Origin of the sequence: Hymenobacter negativus (genome assembly GCF_017571495.1) — a bacterium.
Classification (GTDB): Bacteria; Bacteroidota; Bacteroidia; order Cytophagales; family Hymenobacteraceae; genus Hymenobacter; species Hymenobacter negativus.
Genome location: NZ_JAGETZ010000007.1, coordinates 114024 through 133143, shown reverse-complemented (window position 1 = coordinate 133143; position 19120 = coordinate 114024). Strand labels below are relative to the sequence as shown.

Genomic DNA, 19120 nt, shown 5'->3' with positions numbered 1-19120 from the left:
TGAATGACTGTTCGCTGGTTGGCCAACGGTTTACTCAGTATTTGGCCCTTTCAGCTTCATTCACCCCTGCTTTTACAGCCGGGCACCCAACCCTCAACATTCAAATTTCAACACTTCTAAAATGCGTAATAAAGGATTAATTATCGCGCTTACCCTCGTCGTCACGGCGTTGTGTGCGTACTTCCTCTTCTTCACCTACGTCTCGCGCGGGGTGCAGGAGAAGGCCGTGGCGTATGCCACCAAAAACGGCAAGCTTGACGAAGGTCAGCGCCAGCACTACCTTGACTCGGTGTGGCGGGCGCCCGTGTTCGGCCCCTTCACCTACCGCGAAGTGCGCCAGAGCGAGCTCGGCCTCGGCCTTGACTTGAAAGGCGGCATGCACGTAACGCTGGAAGTATCGCCGGTGGAAATTGTGCGCGCCATGAGCGGCAACAGCAAAGACCCAGCTTTCAACAAGTCGCTGGCCGATGCGCAGGAAGCTCAGAAAACCAACTCAAGCACGCCTTTCACAGCTCTTTTCGCCCAGGCCTGGCAGCAAAATGCGCCTAGCAAGCCCTTGGCTAGCATCTTCGCCAACACCACCAACAAGAGCCGCAACATCGACATCAACTCTTCGAATGAGAAGGTGATTGGTGCCATCGATAAGGAAGTAGAGGAAGCCATCGACCGGTCGTTCAACATCCTGCGCACCCGCGTCGACAAGTTCGGTGTGAACCAGCCCAGCATCCAGCGCGTGAAAGGCACCGGCCGCCTGCAAATCGAGCTGCCGGGCGTAGACAACCCCGACCGCGTGCGCAAGCTGCTGCAAGGCCAGGCCAAGCTGGAGTTCTGGGAAGTATGGAACCAGAACGAAGTGAATCCCTTCCTGGTAGCCCTCGACAAGCAGCTGCAAGCCAAAGAAGCTGCTGCCAAAGCCGGCCCCGCTGCTACCACTACCGACACTACCGCTACCAGCGCCGCTGGCGACTCGACTTCGCTCGCTGCTCAGCTGGCTAAGAAAAAAGATGGCAAATCGGCTGCTGACTCGGCCACTGCCAATAAGGGTGGGGCCCTCGCCAAACTCTTTACCATGCCTGGCCGCCTGGGCGTGAACCTGCGTGATACTTCGGCCATGAATAAAATCCTGCGCTCGCCCGAAGCCAAAGCCACCCTGCCCCCCACCCTGGCCCTGCTCTGGAGCCTGAAGCCGACTACCATTGAGAAGCAGGAGTACCTGGAGCTGATTCCGGTGCGCAAAACCCGCGACGGCGTACCTCCCTTGGGCGGCGAAGTAGTGAGCGATGCCCGTGCCGACCTCGGCCAGAACGGTCAGCCCGAAGTATTGATGAACATGACGCCCTCGGGCTCGCGCAAGTGGCAGAAAATGACGGCTGCCAACATCGGCAAGCAAGTGGCCATGGTGCTCGACGACTACGTGTGCTCGGCTCCGGTAGTACAGAGCGAGATTTCGGGTGGTGGCACCAGCATCACGGGTAGCTTCAGCGTGGAAGACACCGATGACTTGGCCAACCAGTTGAAGGCTGGTAAGCTGCCCGCCCCCACGCGCATCGTGGAAGAAGCGGTAGTTGGTCCGTCTCTGGGTCAGGAAGCCATCAACCAAGGCCTGTACTCGTCGTTGGCCGGCGTGGTAATTATCATGCTGTTCATGGCCTTCTACTACGGCCGTGCCGGTATCGTAGCCGACATCGCCTTGCTCTTCAACATCTTCCTGATTCTGGGGGTGCTGGCACAGTTCGGTACCGCCCTCACGCTGCCCGGCATCGCCGGTCTGATTCTGGTGATGGGTACCTCGGTGGATGCCAACGTACTGATTTTCGAACGAATTCGGGAAGAGCTGGACCACGGCCTTGGCCTCACCGATGCCATAAACAAAGGCTACTCGCGGGCCTTCTCGGCTATCTTTGACTCGAACGTGACGACCATGCTGATTGCCGTGATTCTCGGCTTCTTCGGCACGGGTCCGGTACAGAGCTTCGCGGTTACGCTCGGCATTGGCGTACTCACCTCGTTCCTGTCGGCCGTGTTCGTGTCGCGTCTCATCATTGAGTGGATGGTGAAAGGCAACGAGAACCACCCGATGACTTTCAGCACCGCGATTTCGCGCAACCTATTCAAGAACCTGAACTTTGACATTGTGGGCAAGCGCAAGCTCGCTTACACCTTCTCGGCGGTCTTCATCATCGTTGGCTTTGTGCTGATGGCAGTGCAGGGCGGTCCGAACCTGGGTGTGGACTTCAAAGGCGGCCGCGCTTACGTGGTTGACTTCAACAAAACGATGGTTGCCTCCGACGTGGCCGACAAAATCCGTCCGTCGTTCCAAGACGCTGGCCTTGAAGTGAAGCAGTACGGCGCGCCCGACCGCTTGCGCATCACCACCGGCTACCTGGCCGAGGATGAAAGCCCTGCCGCCGATGCCAAAGTAGTAGCCGCATTGAACCAAGGCCTGCAAGCCTACAGCGCCGACGCGCCGGTAATCAAATCGACCTCGAAAGTGGGCGCTACCATTGCCGACGACATCAAGCGCACTTCGGTGCTCTCGCTGGGCCTCACCCTGCTGGGCATCTTCGTGTACGTGTTGTTCCGTTTCGAGCGCTGGCAGTACTCGATGGCTGCCGTGGTAGCACTGTTCCACGATGCCCTGCTCGTGATTGCAGCCTTCCCGATTGCCCGCCTCTTCGGCCTGAACTACGAGATGGACCAGATTTTTGTGGCCGCGCTGCTCACGGTTATCGGCTTCTCGATGAACGACACAGTGGTTATCTATGACCGTATCCGCGAGTACCTGCGCGAGAACCCCAAGCTGACCTTTGCCCAAGTGGTGAACCCAGCTTTGAACTCGACCTTCTCGCGCACCATGATTACGTTCACCACGGTGTTCTTGGTAGTGTTCGTGATGTATGTGTTCGGTGGCGAAACGTTGCGTTCGTTCTCCTTCGCCATGATTATCGGTGTGATTTTCGGCACGTACTCGTCGCTGTTCATCGCCACCCCAATCATCCTCGATACCTATGGTAAAAAAGAGGAGCGTGAGCGCCTTGCCCGCGGTGAGGACGTGACCAACACGCCTGGCGACGCCCCCAAGCTGAGCACGGCCAACGTCTAAACCACAGATTGACGCGGATTTCCCGGATTTCGTGGACGTACTAATCCAGAATCGACAGGAAGTTTGACGCCAGTCGATAGAATGAAAAAAGGCCGCCCGATGGGCGGCCTTTTTTCATTCTATCGACTGCGGAACTGGGCAATCCGGCGGGACCGGCCACAAAATCCGGGAATCCGCAAAATCCGCGTCAATCCGTGGTTCAGACACAGGCAACCATTTTTTGCTATCTTCCGAGTGGTCTGATAGAAGCCCGTCAACCGCTGCGCATGCTGCACGTTTCCCCACCTCGCCATACTCCACCAACGCTCGCGGAGCTACTGGCTGCCTGTATCCGGCAGGAGCGGGTAGCGCAGCGGCGGCTTTACGGGCAGTTCCATGGGTTTGCAATGGGCATTTGCCTGCGTTATGCCCGCGACCGCGACCAGGCGATGGAGGCAGTCAATGACGGTTTCCTGAAAGTCTTCCGTGACTTGTACCGTTTCGACATGGCCCGGCACCCCGAGGATGTGCTGGGCTCGTTCCGGGGTTGGCTCAAGCGCATCATGATTCACACGGCCATCGACCACTACCGCGCCAACGAACGCCACCAACACCAGCAGGAGCTAGACGACGTGACCCTGAACCAGGCCGACCAGGCCGCTACTCCGCTCGACAACCTGAGTTACGATGAGCTGCTAGCCTTGGTGCAGCGCCTGCCGCCAGCCTATCGGGCGGTGTTCAATCTAGCAGTGATTGACGGCTTCGGCCACGAGGAAATTGCCGAACAGCTCCACATTTCCGTGGGCACTTCCAAATCAAACCTATTCAAGGCCCGAGCCCATTTGCGGACGATGCTGGCCCAGCACACTACTTCTTCAGCTCGCTATGTGGTCGGATAATGATATCGATAAGGCCTTCCAGCGGCTAAACCCGCCGGAACCGGAGCCAACGCCCTTCCCCCTGGACGCCTGGCTGCGGCTGGAGACCGAGCTGGACAAGGCCGTGATAGAGCGCGCCGTACGCCGCCGGCTGTGGAAGTTTTTTGCGGCCGAGGTAGCCATAGTGGCCATTTTGCTTCTGGGCTGGCTGGCCTGGCCAACTGCAACAGCCCATTTAGCCGAAAGCCCATCCAAACCAACCTCTGGTGCGAATGCTAGGGCGGTTGATAATACCAGCCTGACCCAGCAGCGCGTCACCGACCAATCTGTCACCATTGGCGCGGCTAAAGATGCTGCCGCTGCACAGCCCAATACTCAAACGACTGCAAACAAGGCGGCTTCGACAGTTTCACCTGCACCATCAGCGGGGGCCTCTGGGCTGGAATCAGCGCCTTATTCGTCGACAGCCATTGCCGCCGCGCCTACAGTAAACCACGCTGCCTCAACTCCAGAAATGCCCTTTGCTGGCACTACTGGCCTAACACTCAACCGCCGACGGCGGAATGCAGCCGAATCCGGGCTAGCTTTTCATGGCGCAGTTTTGCCAGCAGGACGCTTGATAAAGGGCCGCCGAAGCACTGCGGCTCGGTCAGAACATACCCGAAATCGGCAGCATCGTAACGCTCCGGGCATTTCGGTAGCTGCAGTGGCCCAGCAAGGTTTTGGTAGCGGCCCAGTACTTGCAAAAAATACCGACCAGCATCCGGCGGCTGGCAGCATCGCGGTTCCCACCGGAGCCCCCGCCGAGGCAGTAGTTGCAGATGCTGCCGCCCCGGGTCAGCTTCGCCGCGAAGGCCAGTCGCCCTTGCTGGACCAGACAGCTGTCCTTCCAGAAGCCATTGCTAATGAAGGAACAAAAGCCGATGCACCGGATGCCTTGGCTGGCAGCTCCTCCGCAACAGCCGTCGCCGCCCTTGTTCCTATTACCAGTCGAATGCCCTTGGCTATTCCGGCCGGCCTGCCGTCCCCGCTGGCACCTATTGCCGTAGTACCGGCCGACTTACCAGCACCGGTACGGCAGCCCCGCTTCTACATCGGGCTAGTGGCCGCCCCCGACCTGACCACGGTAAAATTTGTGGATGTGGAGCGGCCCAAGCTCAACATCGGCGTGGTGCTGGAATACCGCCTCACCAACCGGTTGCGCGTGAGCACCGGCCTGCTGCGTGCCAATAAGCAATACGTAGCCCGCCGCGAAGACTACGACTGGGGCGCTTACCCCAAAGCGGCCACGCGCAATTTCACCTGGGTAGATGGTGCCTGCACAGTGCTCGATGTGCCCCTGAACCTACGCTACGATGCCGTGGTCCGGCCCCAGGCGCGGCTGTTTGGCTCGGTAGGCTTGTCGTCATTTTTCATGCAGCGCGAGCGCTACATGTACGATTACACGGAGTACAACACACCTTATGTATGGGACCGCACTTACGTGAATGAGAACCAGCACCTGTTCAGCGTGCTCAACCTTTCCTTTGGCTATGAGCACCGGCTGGGCACGCATTGGAGCCTGCAAGCTGAGCCTTACCTGAAGGTGCCGCTGGCTGGCGTGGGGGTCGGCAAGGTGCAGCTTACCAGCGGCGGTGTGTTTTTCGGCGCGAAGTACGGTTTCTAACTATCCGGCCCACCCAGTGGGGTATAACTTACTGGCCTAAAGCCAGTTCATCCTTCATTATCCCAAGCTTTACCACTATTTGGTATGCCCATTTTCGACTCTTTTTCTGCATTCATCCGGCCCGCTTTGGTGGGCACTGCTGCCCTGCTGCTGGGCCTGGCGGCTAGCTGCACCTACTCACACGGCGACCCGGCCCCGGAGTGCGATGTCGCCAACGAAACCATTACCTACGCCAGGGTGATTTCGCCCATTTTTGACGCCCACTGCCGCGAATGCCACAACACGGCCGACGCAAACGTCAAAGGGGCAGGCTACGATTTCAGTAATTACCAGGGAATCAACCAATACTACTCCCCGACCCGCATGCTGGGCTGCATAAAACGCCTGCCCGGCTATCCGCCCATGCCCCAAAACCGCGACAAGCTGTCGGACTGCGATATCCAGCGCATCGAAGCTTGGATAGCAGCCGGCAAGCCCAATAACTAACCTTATTTCTGCACGATGAAACGCCCCTTTTTTCTGCTCCTGCCCACTTTTCTACTCTGCACGGGGCTGACGTACTCCCACGCCCAAGGCAAGTACATGACCAAAACGGGGCAGGTGTCCTTCTTTTCGGCCACGCCTATTGAGGACATCGAAGCCAAAACCCAGCAGGTAGCGGCCGTGCTCGATTTCAGCACCGGCCAGCTGGCTTTCAGCCTACCGGTGAAGAGCTTCGTGTTTAAGCGCACACTCATGCAGGAGCACTTCAACGAGAACTACATGGAGTCGGATAAATTCCCGAAAGCCACGTTTGCGGGCCATTTTGTGGGCTTTGATGCGGCTACACTTAATGCTGCCGGGCCGCACACCGTGCAAGTGGAAGGTGACCTGACCCTGCACGGTGTGACGCACCGCGTGCAGGTGTCTGCCAGCGTGGAACTGAAGGACGGCCAGGTGTTGGCCTCGGCCACATTCCCGGTTGCCTCAGCCGATTACAACATTGAGATTCCGCTGCTTGTGCGCAACAGCATTGCCAAGTCGGTGACCGTGCGCGTGGCCCTGGCATGCGCCCCTGCGGCCGGTGCCGTAGGAGCCGCATCCCCGCAGCGCTAAAGGTTATTCGCGCCTGCTTAGTAGCTTCCGCCGCATTTTCTGTCCCTTTTCTATGACCCGTCGCTTTTACTCCGCTTCCCTTTTTTCGGGCTTGTTGCTCGCGGCCTGCGCCCTGGCCCACCCCGCCCAGGCCCAGACCGACTTGCTGAGTGACCTTGAAAAGCAAACCGCTGACTCGACCAAGCGCGAGGTGGTGGCTGCTACGTTCAAAGGCACGCACATCATCAACGCCCAGTCCATCGAAACGCCAGGCCACGGCACGCTGGCCTTCCTCATCCAGCACCGTTTCGGCACCCTCAACAGCGGTGCTTACGAGTTTTTTGGCCTCGACCAAGCCGTGTTGCGCCTCAGCTTTGAGTACGGCCTGACCGACCGGCTAGCCGTTGGCGTCGGCCGCAGCTCGATAGACAAAACTTTTGATGGTTTTTTGAAATACAAGGCGTTGCAGCAAACTACTGGCTCCCGGGCCATGCCGGTTTCAGTCACCTTGTTCGCCTCATCAGCCATCACTACCCTTAAGTTCAATACGCCGGCTAACACGACTGAACGCAGCACGGCCTCGCGCCTAGACTACGCCTACCAGGTACTTATTGCGCGGAAATTCAGCCCTAGCCTGTCGCTGCAGCTCATGCCCACGCTCATCCATCGCAATTATGTGCCCCTCGATGGCATGCAGAATGATGTGTATTCCATCGGTGCGGGCCTGCGCCAGAAGCTCACCAAGCGCATCGCCCTCACCGCCGATTACTTCTACCTGCTACCCGGCTACGCCGCTGACAATTACTACAATGCCCTCGGCCTGGGTGTGGACATCGAGACTGGCGGCCACGTTTTTCAGCTCCACGTCACCAATGCCCAAGGCATGACCGAGAAGTTCTTCGTGCCCCAAACGAATGGCAATTTCTTCGATGGCGACATTTATTTCGGCTTCACCGTAGCCAGGAATTTCACGGTTAAATCGCAGTTGAAATAAGAAGATTAAACACCATCTGTCATTGCACACAAGCGAAGTATCCTTCCGCTTCTCAGGTAGCTAGCCCCAAGACGTAACGAAGCCTTTCTCCAACGTAAAAGCCCCGGCTCTACGCAGAGCCGGGGCTTTTTACTTTACAGGGCTAGCCAGTGAGAAGCGGACGTTTTACTGCGTTGCGCTTGCAATAAGCGCGCAAAACATTCACACCACGGCAGCAGCCAACTTACACCATAATTCCTTCGGCCACTACGCTTTGTACCTCGGGAACCATGCGCTTGAGCAGGTTTTCAATGCCTGATTTCAAGGTAACCGTAGCTGAGGGGCAGCCGGAGCAGGAACCTTGCAGATTCACAGTCACGATGCCTTCGTGGTAGCTTTTGAAGGTAATGTTGCCACCGTCCTGTTCCACGGCGGGACGCACGTAATTGTCGAGCAAGTCGATAACTTTCTGAGCAATCTGGCCTTCCTGCTGGCTGGGGTCGCCGGCGGTGGCGGCTTGCGCGGCTTTTTGTTCAGCGGCGGGGTCGACCAGGAAAATGGGACCGCCAGCTTCAACGTAGCTTTTCAGGAACTGGCGCAGTTCAGGAATAAGCTGGGTCCAGCCCAGTTCAGGCTGGTTTTTAGTAACGGTGACGAAGTTCTGGGCGATGAACACCCGGCCCACGTAATCGAAGCCAAACAACTCCTGCGCCAGCGGCGAATTAGCGGCGGCTTCGAGGTTGGGATAATCTACGCTCACACCATCCACCAACAGGTTTTGGTTGAGGACAAATTTCATGCTCTCCGGGTTGGGAGAAGCTTCGGCATAAATGGAAACAGACATGGCTGAGAGCTTAAAAATCAAGAAGAAAGCGCCGCCGCAACGGCAGCCGCAAAGGTACAACCACAATGGGCGTTCAGAGGTTGCAAATGTACCTACATCATTTTGCTTGGAGCTTGTGCTGGGATTCGTCAGCTATTGCTAGCCGACCTTGCAAAGCGGCAAGCCGATTGAGTGCATCTAGGCGCCCTCCTACGTCGTTTGCATCTGATACGAGGAACTCGGTTTTCGCAAGTTGTAAATGTGTGTACCCACGTATTGCCCGGTGGCCCAGGCTACTGCTGCTTGGTAAAAATGGCGCTTGTTGTGTTCAAATGGTTTACCTGCTGTGCGTACACAAGCCGGCATAGAATTAGGGTTGTCCCGGCTTTGGCAATTCCTTCAAATCGGCAAGCCCATGCCAGTATTACAGTTGATTCGCTCGGGCGCGCAGCAGCAAATCGGCCAGCACGAGCTGGGTCATGGCTTCCACAATGGGCACGGCACGAGGCAGCACGCAGGGGTCGTGGCGCCCCCGGCCCACCAGCGTGATGGCCTCGCCCTGGTCATTGATGGTTTGCTGGGGCTGGAGCAACGTGGCCACAGGCTTGAAGGCAACGCGAAAATAAATATCCTGCCCGTTGCTAATGCCGCCCTGGCTGCCGCCGCTGTGGTTGGTGCGGGTGCGCACGGCCCCGGTTTCGTCGGTATAAAACGCATCATTATGCACCGAGCCGGGCAACTTAGTCCCTTCAAAGCCGGAGCCAAACTCGAACCCTTTCACCGCATTAATACTGAGCAGGGCGTGGCCTAGCACAGCAGGCAGCTTGTCGAAAACTGGTTCGCCCAGGCCAGCGGGAACGTGCCGGGCCACACCCGTAATCACGCCGCCCACGGTATCGTGCGCGGCCTGCGCGGCCCGGATGCGGGCTTCCATCAGAGCGGCCGTTTCAGGGTGCGGGCAGCGCACCAGATTGCTGTCGATAAGGCTCAAATCCAGCTCGGTGTATTCCAGCGGCACTTCCACCTCACCCACTGCCGAGACGTAGGCCACGGTATCGATGCCAAAGTGCGCCAGCAGCCGGGCTGCCACAGCGCCAGCTGCCACGCGGGCCGCTGTTTCGCGGGCCGAGCTGCGGCCACCGCCACGGTAGTCGCGGCGGCCATATTTCACGTCGTAGGTGTAGTCGGCGTGGCTGGCGCGGTAGGCGTGGGCAATGTGCGAGTAGTCGTCGGAGCGCTGGTCGGCGTTGGGGATGAACAGGCTGATGGGCGTGCCCGTCGTCACACCCTCAAACAGGCCCGACTGGATGTGCACGGTATCAGCCTCTTTGCGCGGTGTGGTGAGGTCAGACTGGCCGGGCCGGCGCCGGTCCAGCGCCGCCTGAATATGCGCCGCCTCTACTGCTACGCCTGCCGGGCAACCGTCGATAATCACGCCGATGCCCGCTCCGTGCGACTCGCCAAATGTGGTGATGCGAAAGAGGGAGCCGAAGGTGTTAGACATTCTTGGTACTTAGTGCTTAGTGTTAGGTGTTTTTGTCGTCCTAAAGCAGAACTGTCCAGGATGACAGATAACTCCGCCCCAAAACTACGCCTGCCGCCCTGCCCGCCACCAGCCGAAGCCCGCCACGGCTACCAGCCCCAGCAGCAGCCAATCGGCATAGCGGCGCACGTCGCGGTACACATCCAAGGACTGCATCGTGGTATCGGCACCGGCCAGAGCCGGACCGTAGAAGGGGTCATCCTCGGGTTTAGACAATGGGGCTGGGGTGGCGACGCCACGTATTTCGGGTCGCAAATCGGGTCGCAGGGTATCGTAGCGGGTGGTAGCGGGGTTGAAAATCACCACTTGCAGCAGGCTATCGAGGGGCAGCACGCCGGGGCGGCGGGCCACCAGTCGATAACGAAAAAGCTTACGCCCCCCACCCGGTGCGGGCTGTTCGCGCACCTCCGGCCCATACACATCCACGCCCGGCCTCGGCGCAAGTGCCGGGGCTAGTAGGGCCGATAAATTCCCCTTTCCTTCCAGGCCAAAGGTGTACGTGAATGACTCGCCCACCCGAAATTTCGTGCGGCTGACGGCCTCCAGCACCTTGTAACTACCCACGGCTACGGCTCCGCCCCGGGCCGCCTGCGGCAGTGCCCGCACCTGCACGCTCACGCCGGGCGAATAATAGGTTTTGTATCCTGCCAAGCGGTTGTCCTGGCCGGGCTCCGGCTTTTTCAGCACCTTGTACTTCACCATTGTCAGGGCCAAGGGCGGGAAGCGCAGGGGCTGAGACGTGAGCGGATAATAGAGGTTTTCGGCCAGTCGGAAACGCAGGTAGCGCTGGCCCAGGTGGCGCACGGTATCGGGCGTCACGCTGGGTTCGGGGCCGGGTTCCTGCCACGCGGTGGGCTGGTGCAACTCGTGTAACAGCGGCGGCAGCTGGTTATTAAAATCGTGAAAAGCCAGCAGCGCCTGGTCTTCGGGCTTGAGGTAAAAATAGAGGCCCACCCGCACGCCCTCCCCCGCAAACACGCGGGGCCGGTCGGCCATCACGGCCAGAAAGGCGTGGTCGGGCACGTCCTGGTACAGCACCGGCTTGGGTTTGCCAAACATCTTATCCAAGTCGCCCACGGCTTGCAGCTGGGTATTGCCAGGCACTGGCTTAGTCATGGCTGTAGGATTGGGCAATGCCGCCTGCACCCGTACGGTGGCTTCCGTGCTGCGCAGTACCACACCGTTCACAGTCATCTGAAACGGCTTGATAACGATTTCACCCTCTCCATACGGCATGTAGCGCTGCGTAATGGTGAGGTCGCTGAAGCGGCGGCCCTGCACGATTCGTGTGGTGGTGGTACTGGTTTTGCCGCTTTTCTTAAAGCCTTCCAGCTCCGGAAAATCGGAGTATTTGCCTAACTGGCCTCCGCGCAGGCGGAAAGACACTGTATATATTCCTGTAACGGGCAGTGTGGCCGGGCCAGGCAGCAGGGCCACATCGGCTGCGGCCGTCTGGGTAGGCGCGGCCGGGACGGCGGGGGGCGTGCCGGGCTGACCCAGCCCCCACAGCAACGCCAACACCCCAAAAAGTCGTCCCATAGTCACTGGCTTAATAGCAGACCTTAAAAGTAGCGTTAAACGCTGGAATCGGCTTTCCAACAAGCCTTAGCCTCCGGCGGCTACGGTTGAAAGACAGTTGATAAACAAAAAAATGAGCGCCTATTAAATCCTTTAGCGCCACTGTAGCCGTATCTGCCCATAAATCACCCAATCAAGCTGGGTTTTCTTATAAAAAAGCGGACCTCCGGCTCCGGCTGGTCTCCTATTGCCTTTGCCTTCCTAGTAATCTCTCACCAAACCATTTCTCGCTCATGTCTGATAATCTTCAGCCCCGCAGCGCCGACGAAGCTTCGTTCGCCCAGCCGCTGTACACGCCCATCAAGCGCCGTTCTTTCTTCATGTACGCCGGTGCCACGGCTGGAGCTACGGCTCTGGTGCTGGCGGGCTGCTCGAAAGACAGCGATTCCACGCCTGTTAACAATGGCATCAGCTTAGGCTCCGGCGATGTTGGGGTCCTTAACTACGCATACGCTCTGGAACAGCTGGAAGCTGCGTTCTATGCGCAAGTGAAGGCATCGACCAACACGGGTCTGTCGGCGGCCGAAACGGCTTATTTTTCTGAAGTTGCTGCGCACGAAGCCATTCACCGCGACTTCTTCAAGGCAGCTATCAACCGCGACGCTCCCGGTAAGATTCTGCAGAACCTGACCCCCAATTTTTCGAACATCGATTTCACGAAGCGCCTGAAGTCGGGTACGGATACCAAACTCGGTATTCTGGATGCGGCCAAAGCTTTTGAGGACCTTGGTGTGGCGGCTTACAACGGTGCGGGCAAGCTGATTAAAACAGCTGCCTACTTGGTTATTGCCGGCCAAATCGTATCGGTTGAAGCCCGGCATGCCGCATATGTTCGCGAACTGATTACTCCGAACACCTTCTCTTCTTCTGACCAGGTAGATGCCAGTGGTCTCGATAAGGCTATGTCGCCGATGGATGTAATTGCCATCGCTCAGTCGTTTGTCACAGAGAAGCTTGATGCTAGCACTGTTGGCAAATAATCCCTTCCTTCACTTGTAATCAACCTTTGTCATGGATTTTTTCAAAATAATCGACGACCTTTCTAAAGTAGACGCCGACGTTCTGGGCCGCTTCGACTCGCGCCGTGCCGTTTTTGGTTCGTTGGGCAACATCGCCAAACGCTCTGCTTTGGCTGCTACGCCTTTGTTTCTGGGTGCTTTGTTCCAAAAAGCCTATGCTGGCACTACCTCTACCCCAGTGGAGGTATTGCAGTACGCGCTGACCCTAGAGCTGTTCGAGCAGGACTTTTATGCTAAAGTGAAGGCTTCATCGCAATATGCAGGTGCTTCGGCCGCCGACAAAGCCGCTATCGACCAAATCAAAGGCCACGAAGACGCACACGTTGCGCTGCTGCGTACGGCCATCACGGGTCTGGGTGGTACGCCAGTGGCCAGCGCGCCGTTTAAATCAGCCGTTTTCGCCGGCCTCACCACTTTTGCGGCCCAGCTCGGCATTGCCCAGTTGCTGGAAGACACCGGCGTCCGCGCTTACAAAGGCCGCGCCGGCGAACTGCTCGGTACCGACCTCCTGACTGTAGCCTTGCAAATCCACTCCGTGGAAGCCCGCCACGCCTCGAAAATCCGCTACATGCGCGGTCAAAAGCCTTGGGTTAATCCGGGCGATGACCTGGCTGCTCACCCGGTATACACCAGCGGGGTAACGGGCCCGACTTCGACTACTTCGCCTTTCGGCTACGGCATTCCGGCGTACACCGCCGCCAGCCCGGTTGAGAGCAATACGACCCAGTCGAACGTGCCCATCACCACCGGCTTGGGCGCTACGTATACCGCTGCTGATGCTGCAGCCTCGTTTGATGAGTACTTGCAAGCTGCTGAAGTCCTCGATGCCTCGCGCGCAGGTGGCCTGGTAGGAGCTTAGATGGTTATGGCCTTTTCGGCCCTATAACGACGCAAAGCCGGTTCCGCAGTACGCGGAACCGGCTTTGCGTCGTTATAGGGCCTGGATAATTTGCAGTTTCCGTACCGACGCCTGCAACGGGTTAGCTTTGTATCGGCATCTTCCTTCGGAATTCCGTTTGGGAATCCGGCTTTGCAGGTCTGTGGGCGGCGGAGCCACCTAGCTCAGACTATCTGCTTTGGCCTCCATTCGTCTATTTGCTCATTAAATATTCTTCGCTCATGCCCGATACCCTTCGGCCGACTGACTCCGAAAGCCCGCGGCCCGCGCAGTCGCTGCACACTCCCATCAAGCGGCGCTCCTTCTTTATGTATGCCGGCGCTACAGCTGGTGTTACGGCGCTGGCACTGGCCGGCTGTTCCAAAGAATCGGAAACCACCGCCCCCAGTATCAACGTGAGCCTGGGCTTTGGCGATGCCAGCGTGCTCAACTATGCCTACGCCCTAGAGCAGTTGGAAGCGGCCTTTTATGCCAAAGCAGTGGCGGCAACCACTACGGTGCTATCGACGGCTGAGAAGGCCGTTCTTACCAACGTGGCAACACACGAAGCCATTCACCGCGACTTCCTGCAGGCAGCCATCAACCGGGACTTCCCGGGGCAGTTGCTGCAAACACTCACGTTCAAATTCGACGACGCCACTTTCACGGACCGCACCCGGCTGTTAACGGCCGCCAAGACGTTTGAAGACTTGGGCGTAGCCGCCTACAACGGCGCGGGCAAGCTGTTCAAAGTGCCGGCTTACGTGAGCATTGCCGGGCAGATTGTGTCGGTGGAAGCTCGTCATGCGGCCTACGTCCGCGACCTGCTCACGTCCGGCTCCTTCGCCGCAATCGACCAGGTAGATGCCACTACCGGCTTAGACAAGCAGATGGCACCCGCTGATGTCATCAAAATCGTGAATACTTACCTGGATGCCACCGTGGTGCAGCTCGATGTGAGCACCATCGGCCAGTAAGTTCCTGTCTATTCTTTCGCCCCGTCATTCGTTATGAACCTGTTTAATATCATCGAGCACCTCGCCGAAGTGGATTCCGACGTACTGGGCCGCTTCGATTCGCGCCGCGCCGTATTCAATTCCCTCGGCTCCGTGGCCAAGCGGGCTGCACTGGCTACTTCGCCACTGTTCCTAGGGGCCCTGTTCCAGAAAGCTTATGCCGGCACCACATCTACTCCAATTGATGTACTGAATTACGCCCTGACTTTGGAATTGCTGGAGGCCGACTTCTACCGGCAGTTCATTGCCGCCCGCCAGATTCCGAGCGGGGCCGACGATACGGCTATTCGCCTTATCAAATCCCACGAAGACGCCCACGTCACGGCCCTGACCGCTGCCATTCGTGCCCTGAGCGGCACGCCCGTTGCGGGCACTGCCACCACAGGTATCCGCTTCAATGCCAGCCTGCTGCCCGCCAGCTACGCCGACCAACTGAAACTGGCCCAGTTGCTTGAAGACACAGGCGTGCGCGCCTATAAAGGCCGTGCAGCCGAGCTATTAGGGGCTCCTAATGACCTGCTTACCGTGGCCCTCCAGATTCACTCGGTCGAGGCGCGGCACGCAGCCCACATCCGCAGCATGCGCAACCAACTGCCCTGGCCCAACGCGGCCGATGATGTAGCCACCGACACTACCTATACCGGTGGCGTACCCAACACCTCGACTACCTCTACGGTGGTCACACTGGGCGGTACTACCTACGGCATTCCCGCTTATGAACGCACTAAGCCCAGCATGGCAGAAAGTAATATCAACCAAGGCGCTATCGGGACAAAGGCGGCGCTGCCTATCACGACGGCTTTTGGCGATACACCGCCAAAGTACTCAGCCGATGATGCCGCTGCTGCCTTTGATGAGGCCTTACAGCCGGCAGAAGTACTGGATGCTTCACGCGCCGGCCGGCTCCTCGCGTAGGCGTTCCGCGTCCATTCAGGGCACTTCTTTTAGCCAAAGCCGGTTCTGCACGCGCGGGGCCGGCTTTGTTTCTCAAGGCCTTTGCAACCAATGGAAGGGTAGCGAGTACCTTTGTAATGGCTGGAGCCTGGCTCATTGGGTGAGCAGGTCAGCCTGAATACTTACCAGATGTCTGACTACACTTTTTTCCCCGCCTGGCGGGAACAGTCGCTGGGGCGGCGCGTTTTTTTACGGGTTTCGGCCGCCTCGGCTGCTTCGGTGGCTCTGATTGCAGCGGGCTGTAGCGACTCGACTCCCGAGCCCGTTACGTCCGACCCCAACCTACTTACCCTGCCCAGCGGCGATTCCGGGCTGCTCTATTACGCTTACCTGCTTAGCCTGGCCCAAACCACGCTTTATCAGAAAGCAGTGGATGTACCGCCTTCCGACTTTACCGCGACCGACCGCTCCGTATTTGCCGACCTGCGCGACCACGCCATCGTGCACCGCGAGCTATTCCGCTACTTTATCGACCCCGCTGGCACGGCGGTGCTCTTTCCCACTGATTTCGTCTTCAACCTCACCTCCTTCACGCTCACCAGCCGGGCTGGGGTGCTGGCTGCCGCCCAGCAGATAGCCGATTTGGCCGCCGCTGCTTTCCCTGTGTTGCTGACGCTGTTCACTGCTAGCGGTACATCGCAGCGGTTGATGATGCTGAAAGCCGGGTCGGTCGTGTCGCGCCAGGCCGCTGCCATTCGTGATTTGCTCACACCCGGCTCCTTTGCCAGCAGCAACGTGGTGGATAGCACCGGGCTGCTCATCACCAAAACCCCGATGGAGGTCAATACTGCCCTGGCGCCCTACTTCGCCCCCTACGTTATTTCCGTGGCCAACCTGGCCGTTCCCGTATGAAGCTGATTTCCGTTCTCGACCATTTAGCGGCCACCCCGACGGCTCCCGAGCCTACTCCCCGCCGGGCTTTGCTGACCAAGCTGGGACGTGCAGCCGCGGCAGCCCTTCCGCTGGGCCTGGGCACCGCGCAGGCTACCACCGCCGGCACCCTCGACAGCTCGTTTGATGCCGCGCTCCAACTGCTGCAGTTGGAGCGGCTGCAGGTAGCACTCTATACGCAGGCCTTGGCCGCAGCCGGCTTGATTACGACAGCTCAACGCCCGGATTTTGAGCGCATGCTGGCCCACCAGACGCAGCATGCCGCGCTATTGCAGCAGGCCTTGCAAAATGCCGGAGCCATTGTGCCCACCGTACCCACGTTTGATTTCAGTGGCCGTCACGGGCAGTCTTCCAACCCGGTCCTGTTCCCGAACGTGTTCACCAGCTTCGATGATTTTCTGGCCCTGGCGCAGCAAATCGAAGACCTGGGCGTGCGGCTCTACACCGCGCACGCATTTAATCTGGTGTACGATGCAGTGCTGACCCGTAGCGTCCTGCGCATACTGCCCGTTGAGTCGCAGCATGCGTCCCATGTGCGCAGCCTGCGCCGGAGCCGGGGTGCAGTGGTGCAGAACTGGCCCAGTGAAGAAGATGCTGTCATTACTCGTCCGGCGGCCGCGCAGGTGCTGACTACTGCCGCTACCGGTGGCGAAGAAACCACCATCCAATATCAGTCGGCAGGCGTTTCCATTCCCTTCAGCACCTTCCTCACCATTAGCAAAGGCGCTGCCATTCACGACCCAGCGCTGGCCGAGTCTTTTGATGAGGCGGCCAATACTGCTACGGCGCAAGCGGCTATGGATTTGTTCGTCTAGCCGAGTAGTGCAACATTCTGGCTTTTTTTAGCGAAAGAGTAGCCATGGCTGCTCTTTTTGCGTATTCGGGCATCCTATGGGGTGCTATTGGCCTTGGTCAGTTGCGAAGCCCTACCTCAATGTTGTATATTTCTATATTCCAAAGCCAGCCGTGGCCTTTTGCGGCGGGCTTTGGGGTGCCAATACCTTCTTTCACTGTCTTTCGTTCACTTCCCACCCATGCTAGACTACGTGAAATTGATTCTGATGAAAGTCAGCTTCAACCGCGCCCTTTTCGAGAAAGAGCTTCGCAAAGCCCTCAGAATGCTGGTTCCAGCCGAAGTTCCCGACTTTCGGAGCTGGTGCTACCAGCAGTTTGCTCGCATCTACCGCACCGTGCTGAAGCGGGTGTTCGGCAATTTTCAGGGCGAGTTTCCGGTAGCGGGGGTGGGCTAAGCCAGCCCCGGCCACTAGGTTCTCATTTGCCTTCTGTCACAAACCGGATGTTGCGTTTCAGGCCTTCGTAGCCAGTGCGCTTCACCGCCGACTGCCGGAACAGCTCCGTAAATAATTCGTGGGTGATTTCGCGCCAGTCGCCGGGCGTCAGGTCTTTCAGGCCGGGCGCAGGGTTGAACTGCGGCTCATTGTGCGGCTTGGAGAAGCGGTTCCAGGGGCACACGTCTTGGCAGATGTCGCAGCCAAACATCCAGTTGCCGAACTGCCCAGCTACTTCCATCGGAATCTGGTCCTTCAGCTCGATGGTAAAGTAGCTGATGCATTTGCTGCCGTCTACTACGTAGGGTTCCGTAATGGCCTGCGTGGGGCAGGCATCTACGCACTTGGTGCAGGTACCGCAGTAGTCCCGGATGGGCCCATCGGCGGGAAGCTCCACGTCCACAATCAGCTCGGCAATGAAGTAGAACGAGCCGGTGCCGGGCGTTATCAGGTTCGAGTTTTTGCCCACCCAGCCAAGGCCGGACTTCTTTGCCCAGGCCTTGTCCAGCACCGGTGCAGAATCTACGAAGCAACGCCCGCCGATGGCCCCTATCTCGGCTTCCATGTCGGCCAGCAGTGTCTTCAACTTGTCTTTGATAACGAAGTGGTAGTCGCGGCCGTAGGCGTACTTGCTGATTTTCAGGGTATCGTCGGGCTGTTGGGTTTCGGGGGCGGGGTAGTAGTTGAGCAGCAGCGAAATCACCGATTTAGCGCCGTCCACCAGCAAGCGCGGGTCGAGGCGCTTGTCGAAGTGGTTTTCCATGTAGCCCATCTTGCCATTCATGCGGCGCGTGAGCCAGGTTTCGAGGCGCGGGGCTTCTTCCTCCAGGAATTCCGCTTTCGAAATGCCGCAGGCCATAAAGCCCAGTTCCGCTGCGCGACGCTTGATGAAGGGAGCCCACTGGGACTGGGAAAGCATACAAGGCAAGGTTAAATGTTAGGGCCGGTCACGGCCGACAAACCGGTTTTTGCCCAGCAAAAATCCGATGGCGCGGTCGAGGTTGCGCGCCAAGCTCTCCGGAGACTTCAGACGTGCTAAGTACCGTACCAACTCCAGTTGGCGCGAGGGCGGCAGGCTGGCAAACACCAGCTGGGCTTCGGGGGTTTGGGCCAGCGCCTGTTCGAAGGCCGGGCAGGTGAATGCTGGTGGGGCCAATGGGTTGTAGTCGAGAGTCACCGCCAGTACTTCTCCAATGCGGCGCGGCGAGTTAGGCAGCAGCATCAGGTTGATGTAGAGGCGCCAGCAGCCGGCGTAGCGCACCAGCGTTTGCTGAAACGGCTTGCCGTTGACGGTTCCATGCACCCGTACCGGCCCCTTGCTGCGCCCGGCCTGGGAAAATACATCGGCCAGCACCTCGGTAGGAACCTGCACAAAAGGATTGACGCCTATCAACTCAAGCACGGCGGTAAAAGTGTGCATATAGTACGACAAGCTCACGCAAAAACGCACCGCTGGC

The 19120-nt window shown here is 58.5% G+C and carries 18 protein-coding genes; 13 read left to right on the top strand and 5 right to left on the bottom strand.

Going from position 1 to position 19120, the window contains the following annotated elements; all coding sequences use genetic code 11:
* Positions 1-121 precede the first annotated feature (121 nt).
* The 6 genes from secDF to J4E00_RS15905 all read left to right on the top strand — a co-directional run bounded on the left by secDF (position 122) and on the right by J4E00_RS15905 (position 7694).
* Positions 122-3103, top strand: coding sequence for a protein translocase subunit SecDF (gene secDF / locus J4E00_RS15930; RefSeq protein ID WP_208176175.1), 2982 nt, complete (start codon positions 122-124; stop codon positions 3101-3103).
* 266 nt (positions 3104-3369) lie between these two features.
* Positions 3370-3981, top strand: a complete 612-nt coding sequence (locus J4E00_RS15925; RefSeq protein ID WP_208176174.1) for an RNA polymerase sigma factor — start codon at positions 3370-3372, stop codon at positions 3979-3981.
* Complete coding sequence (locus tag J4E00_RS15920; protein ID WP_208176173.1) at positions 3968-5626, top strand: hypothetical protein; 1659 nt, start codon at positions 3968-3970, stop codon at positions 5624-5626. Before J4E00_RS15925 ends, J4E00_RS15920 begins: the two co-directional genes overlap by 14 nt.
* A gap of 84 nt (positions 5627-5710) precedes the next feature.
* A complete protein-coding gene (locus J4E00_RS15915; RefSeq protein ID WP_208176172.1) occupies positions 5711-6112 on the top strand; it encodes a cytochrome c in 402 nt (133 codons plus the stop codon).
* A 15-nt stretch (positions 6113-6127) separates the two neighbouring features.
* Positions 6128-6721, top strand: coding sequence for a YceI family protein (locus J4E00_RS15910; RefSeq protein WP_208176171.1), 594 nt, complete (start codon positions 6128-6130; stop codon positions 6719-6721).
* A gap of 52 nt (positions 6722-6773) precedes the next feature.
* Positions 6774-7694: a DUF5777 family beta-barrel protein gene (locus tag J4E00_RS15905; protein WP_236049836.1), complete on the top strand. Its 921-nt coding sequence runs from the start codon at positions 6774-6776 to the stop codon at positions 7692-7694.
* A gap of 223 nt (positions 7695-7917) precedes the next feature.
* On the opposite strand, the gene J4E00_RS15900 is transcribed toward J4E00_RS15905, so the two are convergent.
* The 3 genes from J4E00_RS15900 to J4E00_RS15890 form a co-directional block, all read right to left on the bottom strand.
* On the bottom strand, positions 7918-8517 hold the full coding sequence (locus tag J4E00_RS15900) for a NifU family protein (protein WP_208176170.1): 600 nt from the start codon (positions 8515-8517) through the stop codon (positions 7918-7920).
* 403 nt (positions 8518-8920) lie between these two features.
* Positions 8921-10000: a chorismate synthase gene (gene aroC / locus J4E00_RS15895; RefSeq protein ID WP_208176169.1), complete on the bottom strand. Its 1080-nt coding sequence runs from the start codon at positions 9998-10000 to the stop codon at positions 8921-8923.
* Between the two features lie 84 nt (positions 10001-10084).
* Positions 10085-11578, bottom strand: coding sequence for a BatD family protein (locus J4E00_RS15890; RefSeq protein WP_208176168.1), 1494 nt, complete (start codon positions 11576-11578; stop codon positions 10085-10087).
* A 272-nt stretch (positions 11579-11850) separates the two neighbouring features.
* Here J4E00_RS15890 and J4E00_RS15885 point away from each other — a divergent pair, with 272 nt between their 5' ends.
* The 7 genes from J4E00_RS15885 (at position 11851) to J4E00_RS15855 (ending at position 17624) form a co-directional block, all read left to right on the top strand.
* The gene (locus tag J4E00_RS15885) at positions 11851-12597 is read left to right on the top strand and encodes a ferritin-like domain-containing protein (RefSeq protein WP_208176167.1); all 747 of its coding nucleotides are present in this window, start codon (positions 11851-11853) and stop codon (positions 12595-12597) included.
* Positions 12598-12628: 31 nt separating this feature from the next.
* Positions 12629-13495, top strand: coding sequence for a ferritin-like domain-containing protein (locus J4E00_RS15880; RefSeq protein ID WP_208176166.1), 867 nt, complete (start codon positions 12629-12631; stop codon positions 13493-13495).
* A gap of 260 nt (positions 13496-13755) precedes the next feature.
* On the top strand, positions 13756-14490 hold the full coding sequence (locus J4E00_RS15875) for a ferritin-like domain-containing protein (protein ID WP_208176165.1): 735 nt from the start codon (positions 13756-13758) through the stop codon (positions 14488-14490).
* A gap of 33 nt (positions 14491-14523) precedes the next feature.
* Complete coding sequence (locus J4E00_RS15870; protein ID WP_208176164.1) at positions 14524-15444, top strand: ferritin-like domain-containing protein; 921 nt, start codon at positions 14524-14526, stop codon at positions 15442-15444.
* Positions 15445-15612: 168 nt separating this feature from the next.
* The gene (locus tag J4E00_RS15865; protein ID WP_208176163.1) at positions 15613-16335 is read left to right on the top strand and encodes a ferritin-like domain-containing protein; all 723 of its coding nucleotides are present in this window, start codon (positions 15613-15615) and stop codon (positions 16333-16335) included.
* Complete coding sequence (locus J4E00_RS15860; RefSeq protein WP_208176162.1) at positions 16332-17189, top strand: ferritin-like domain-containing protein; 858 nt, start codon at positions 16332-16334, stop codon at positions 17187-17189. The genes J4E00_RS15865 and J4E00_RS15860 overlap by 4 nt, the downstream gene beginning before the upstream one ends.
* A gap of 219 nt (positions 17190-17408) precedes the next feature.
* Entirely contained in the window at positions 17409-17624 is a 216-nt protein-coding gene (locus J4E00_RS15855) for a hypothetical protein (RefSeq protein ID WP_208176161.1), read from the top strand.
* Between the two features lie 22 nt (positions 17625-17646).
* Here J4E00_RS15855 and queG read toward each other — a convergent pair whose 3' ends face one another.
* Positions 17647-18582, bottom strand: coding sequence for a tRNA epoxyqueuosine(34) reductase QueG (gene queG, locus J4E00_RS15850; protein ID WP_208176160.1), 936 nt, complete (start codon positions 18580-18582; stop codon positions 17647-17649).
* Positions 18583-18600: 18 nt separating this feature from the next.
* Positions 18601-19083, bottom strand: a complete 483-nt coding sequence (locus tag J4E00_RS15845) for a YdeI/OmpD-associated family protein (RefSeq protein WP_208176159.1) — start codon at positions 19081-19083, stop codon at positions 18601-18603.
* Positions 19084-19120: the final 37 nt, after the last annotated feature.

Excerpts from the sequence above, each read along its gene's own strand:
- queG (WP_208176160.1), bottom strand. The coding sequence starts at position 18,582 with ATGCTTTCCCAGTCCCAGTGGGCTCCCTTCATCAAGCGTCGCGCAGCG.
- J4E00_RS15865 (WP_208176163.1), top strand. The coding sequence starts at position 15,613 with ATGTCTGACTACACTTTTTTCCCCGCCTGGCGGGAACAGTCGCTGGGG.
- J4E00_RS15925 (WP_208176174.1), top strand. The coding sequence starts at position 3,370 with ATGCTGCACGTTTCCCCACCTCGCCATACTCCACCAACGCTCGCGGAG.
- J4E00_RS15875 (WP_208176165.1), top strand. The coding sequence starts at position 13,756 with ATGCCCGATACCCTTCGGCCGACTGACTCCGAAAGCCCGCGGCCCGCG.
- J4E00_RS15890 (WP_208176168.1), bottom strand. The coding sequence starts at position 11,578 with ATGGGACGACTTTTTGGGGTGTTGGCGTTGCTGTGGGGGCTGGGTCAG.
- J4E00_RS15885 (WP_208176167.1), top strand. The coding sequence starts at position 11,851 with ATGTCTGATAATCTTCAGCCCCGCAGCGCCGACGAAGCTTCGTTCGCC.
- J4E00_RS15870 (WP_208176164.1), top strand. The coding sequence starts at position 14,524 with ATGAACCTGTTTAATATCATCGAGCACCTCGCCGAAGTGGATTCCGAC.
- J4E00_RS15845 (WP_208176159.1), bottom strand. The coding sequence starts at position 19,083 with ATGCACACTTTTACCGCCGTGCTTGAGTTGATAGGCGTCAATCCTTTT.
- J4E00_RS15920 (WP_208176173.1), top strand. The coding sequence starts at position 3,968 with ATGTGGTCGGATAATGATATCGATAAGGCCTTCCAGCGGCTAAACCCG.
- J4E00_RS15880 (WP_208176166.1), top strand. The coding sequence starts at position 12,629 with ATGGATTTTTTCAAAATAATCGACGACCTTTCTAAAGTAGACGCCGAC.
- aroC (WP_208176169.1), bottom strand. The coding sequence starts at position 10,000 with ATGTCTAACACCTTCGGCTCCCTCTTTCGCATCACCACATTTGGCGAG.
- secDF (WP_208176175.1), top strand. The coding sequence starts at position 122 with ATGCGTAATAAAGGATTAATTATCGCGCTTACCCTCGTCGTCACGGCG.
- J4E00_RS15860 (WP_208176162.1), top strand. The coding sequence starts at position 16,332 with ATGAAGCTGATTTCCGTTCTCGACCATTTAGCGGCCACCCCGACGGCT.
- J4E00_RS15905 (WP_236049836.1), top strand. The coding sequence starts at position 6,774 with ATGACCCGTCGCTTTTACTCCGCTTCCCTTTTTTCGGGCTTGTTGCTC.
- J4E00_RS15855 (WP_208176161.1), top strand. The coding sequence starts at position 17,409 with ATGCTAGACTACGTGAAATTGATTCTGATGAAAGTCAGCTTCAACCGC.
- J4E00_RS15910 (WP_208176171.1), top strand. The coding sequence starts at position 6,128 with ATGAAACGCCCCTTTTTTCTGCTCCTGCCCACTTTTCTACTCTGCACG.
- J4E00_RS15915 (WP_208176172.1), top strand. The coding sequence starts at position 5,711 with ATGCCCATTTTCGACTCTTTTTCTGCATTCATCCGGCCCGCTTTGGTG.
- J4E00_RS15900 (WP_208176170.1), bottom strand. The coding sequence starts at position 8,517 with ATGTCTGTTTCCATTTATGCCGAAGCTTCTCCCAACCCGGAGAGCATG.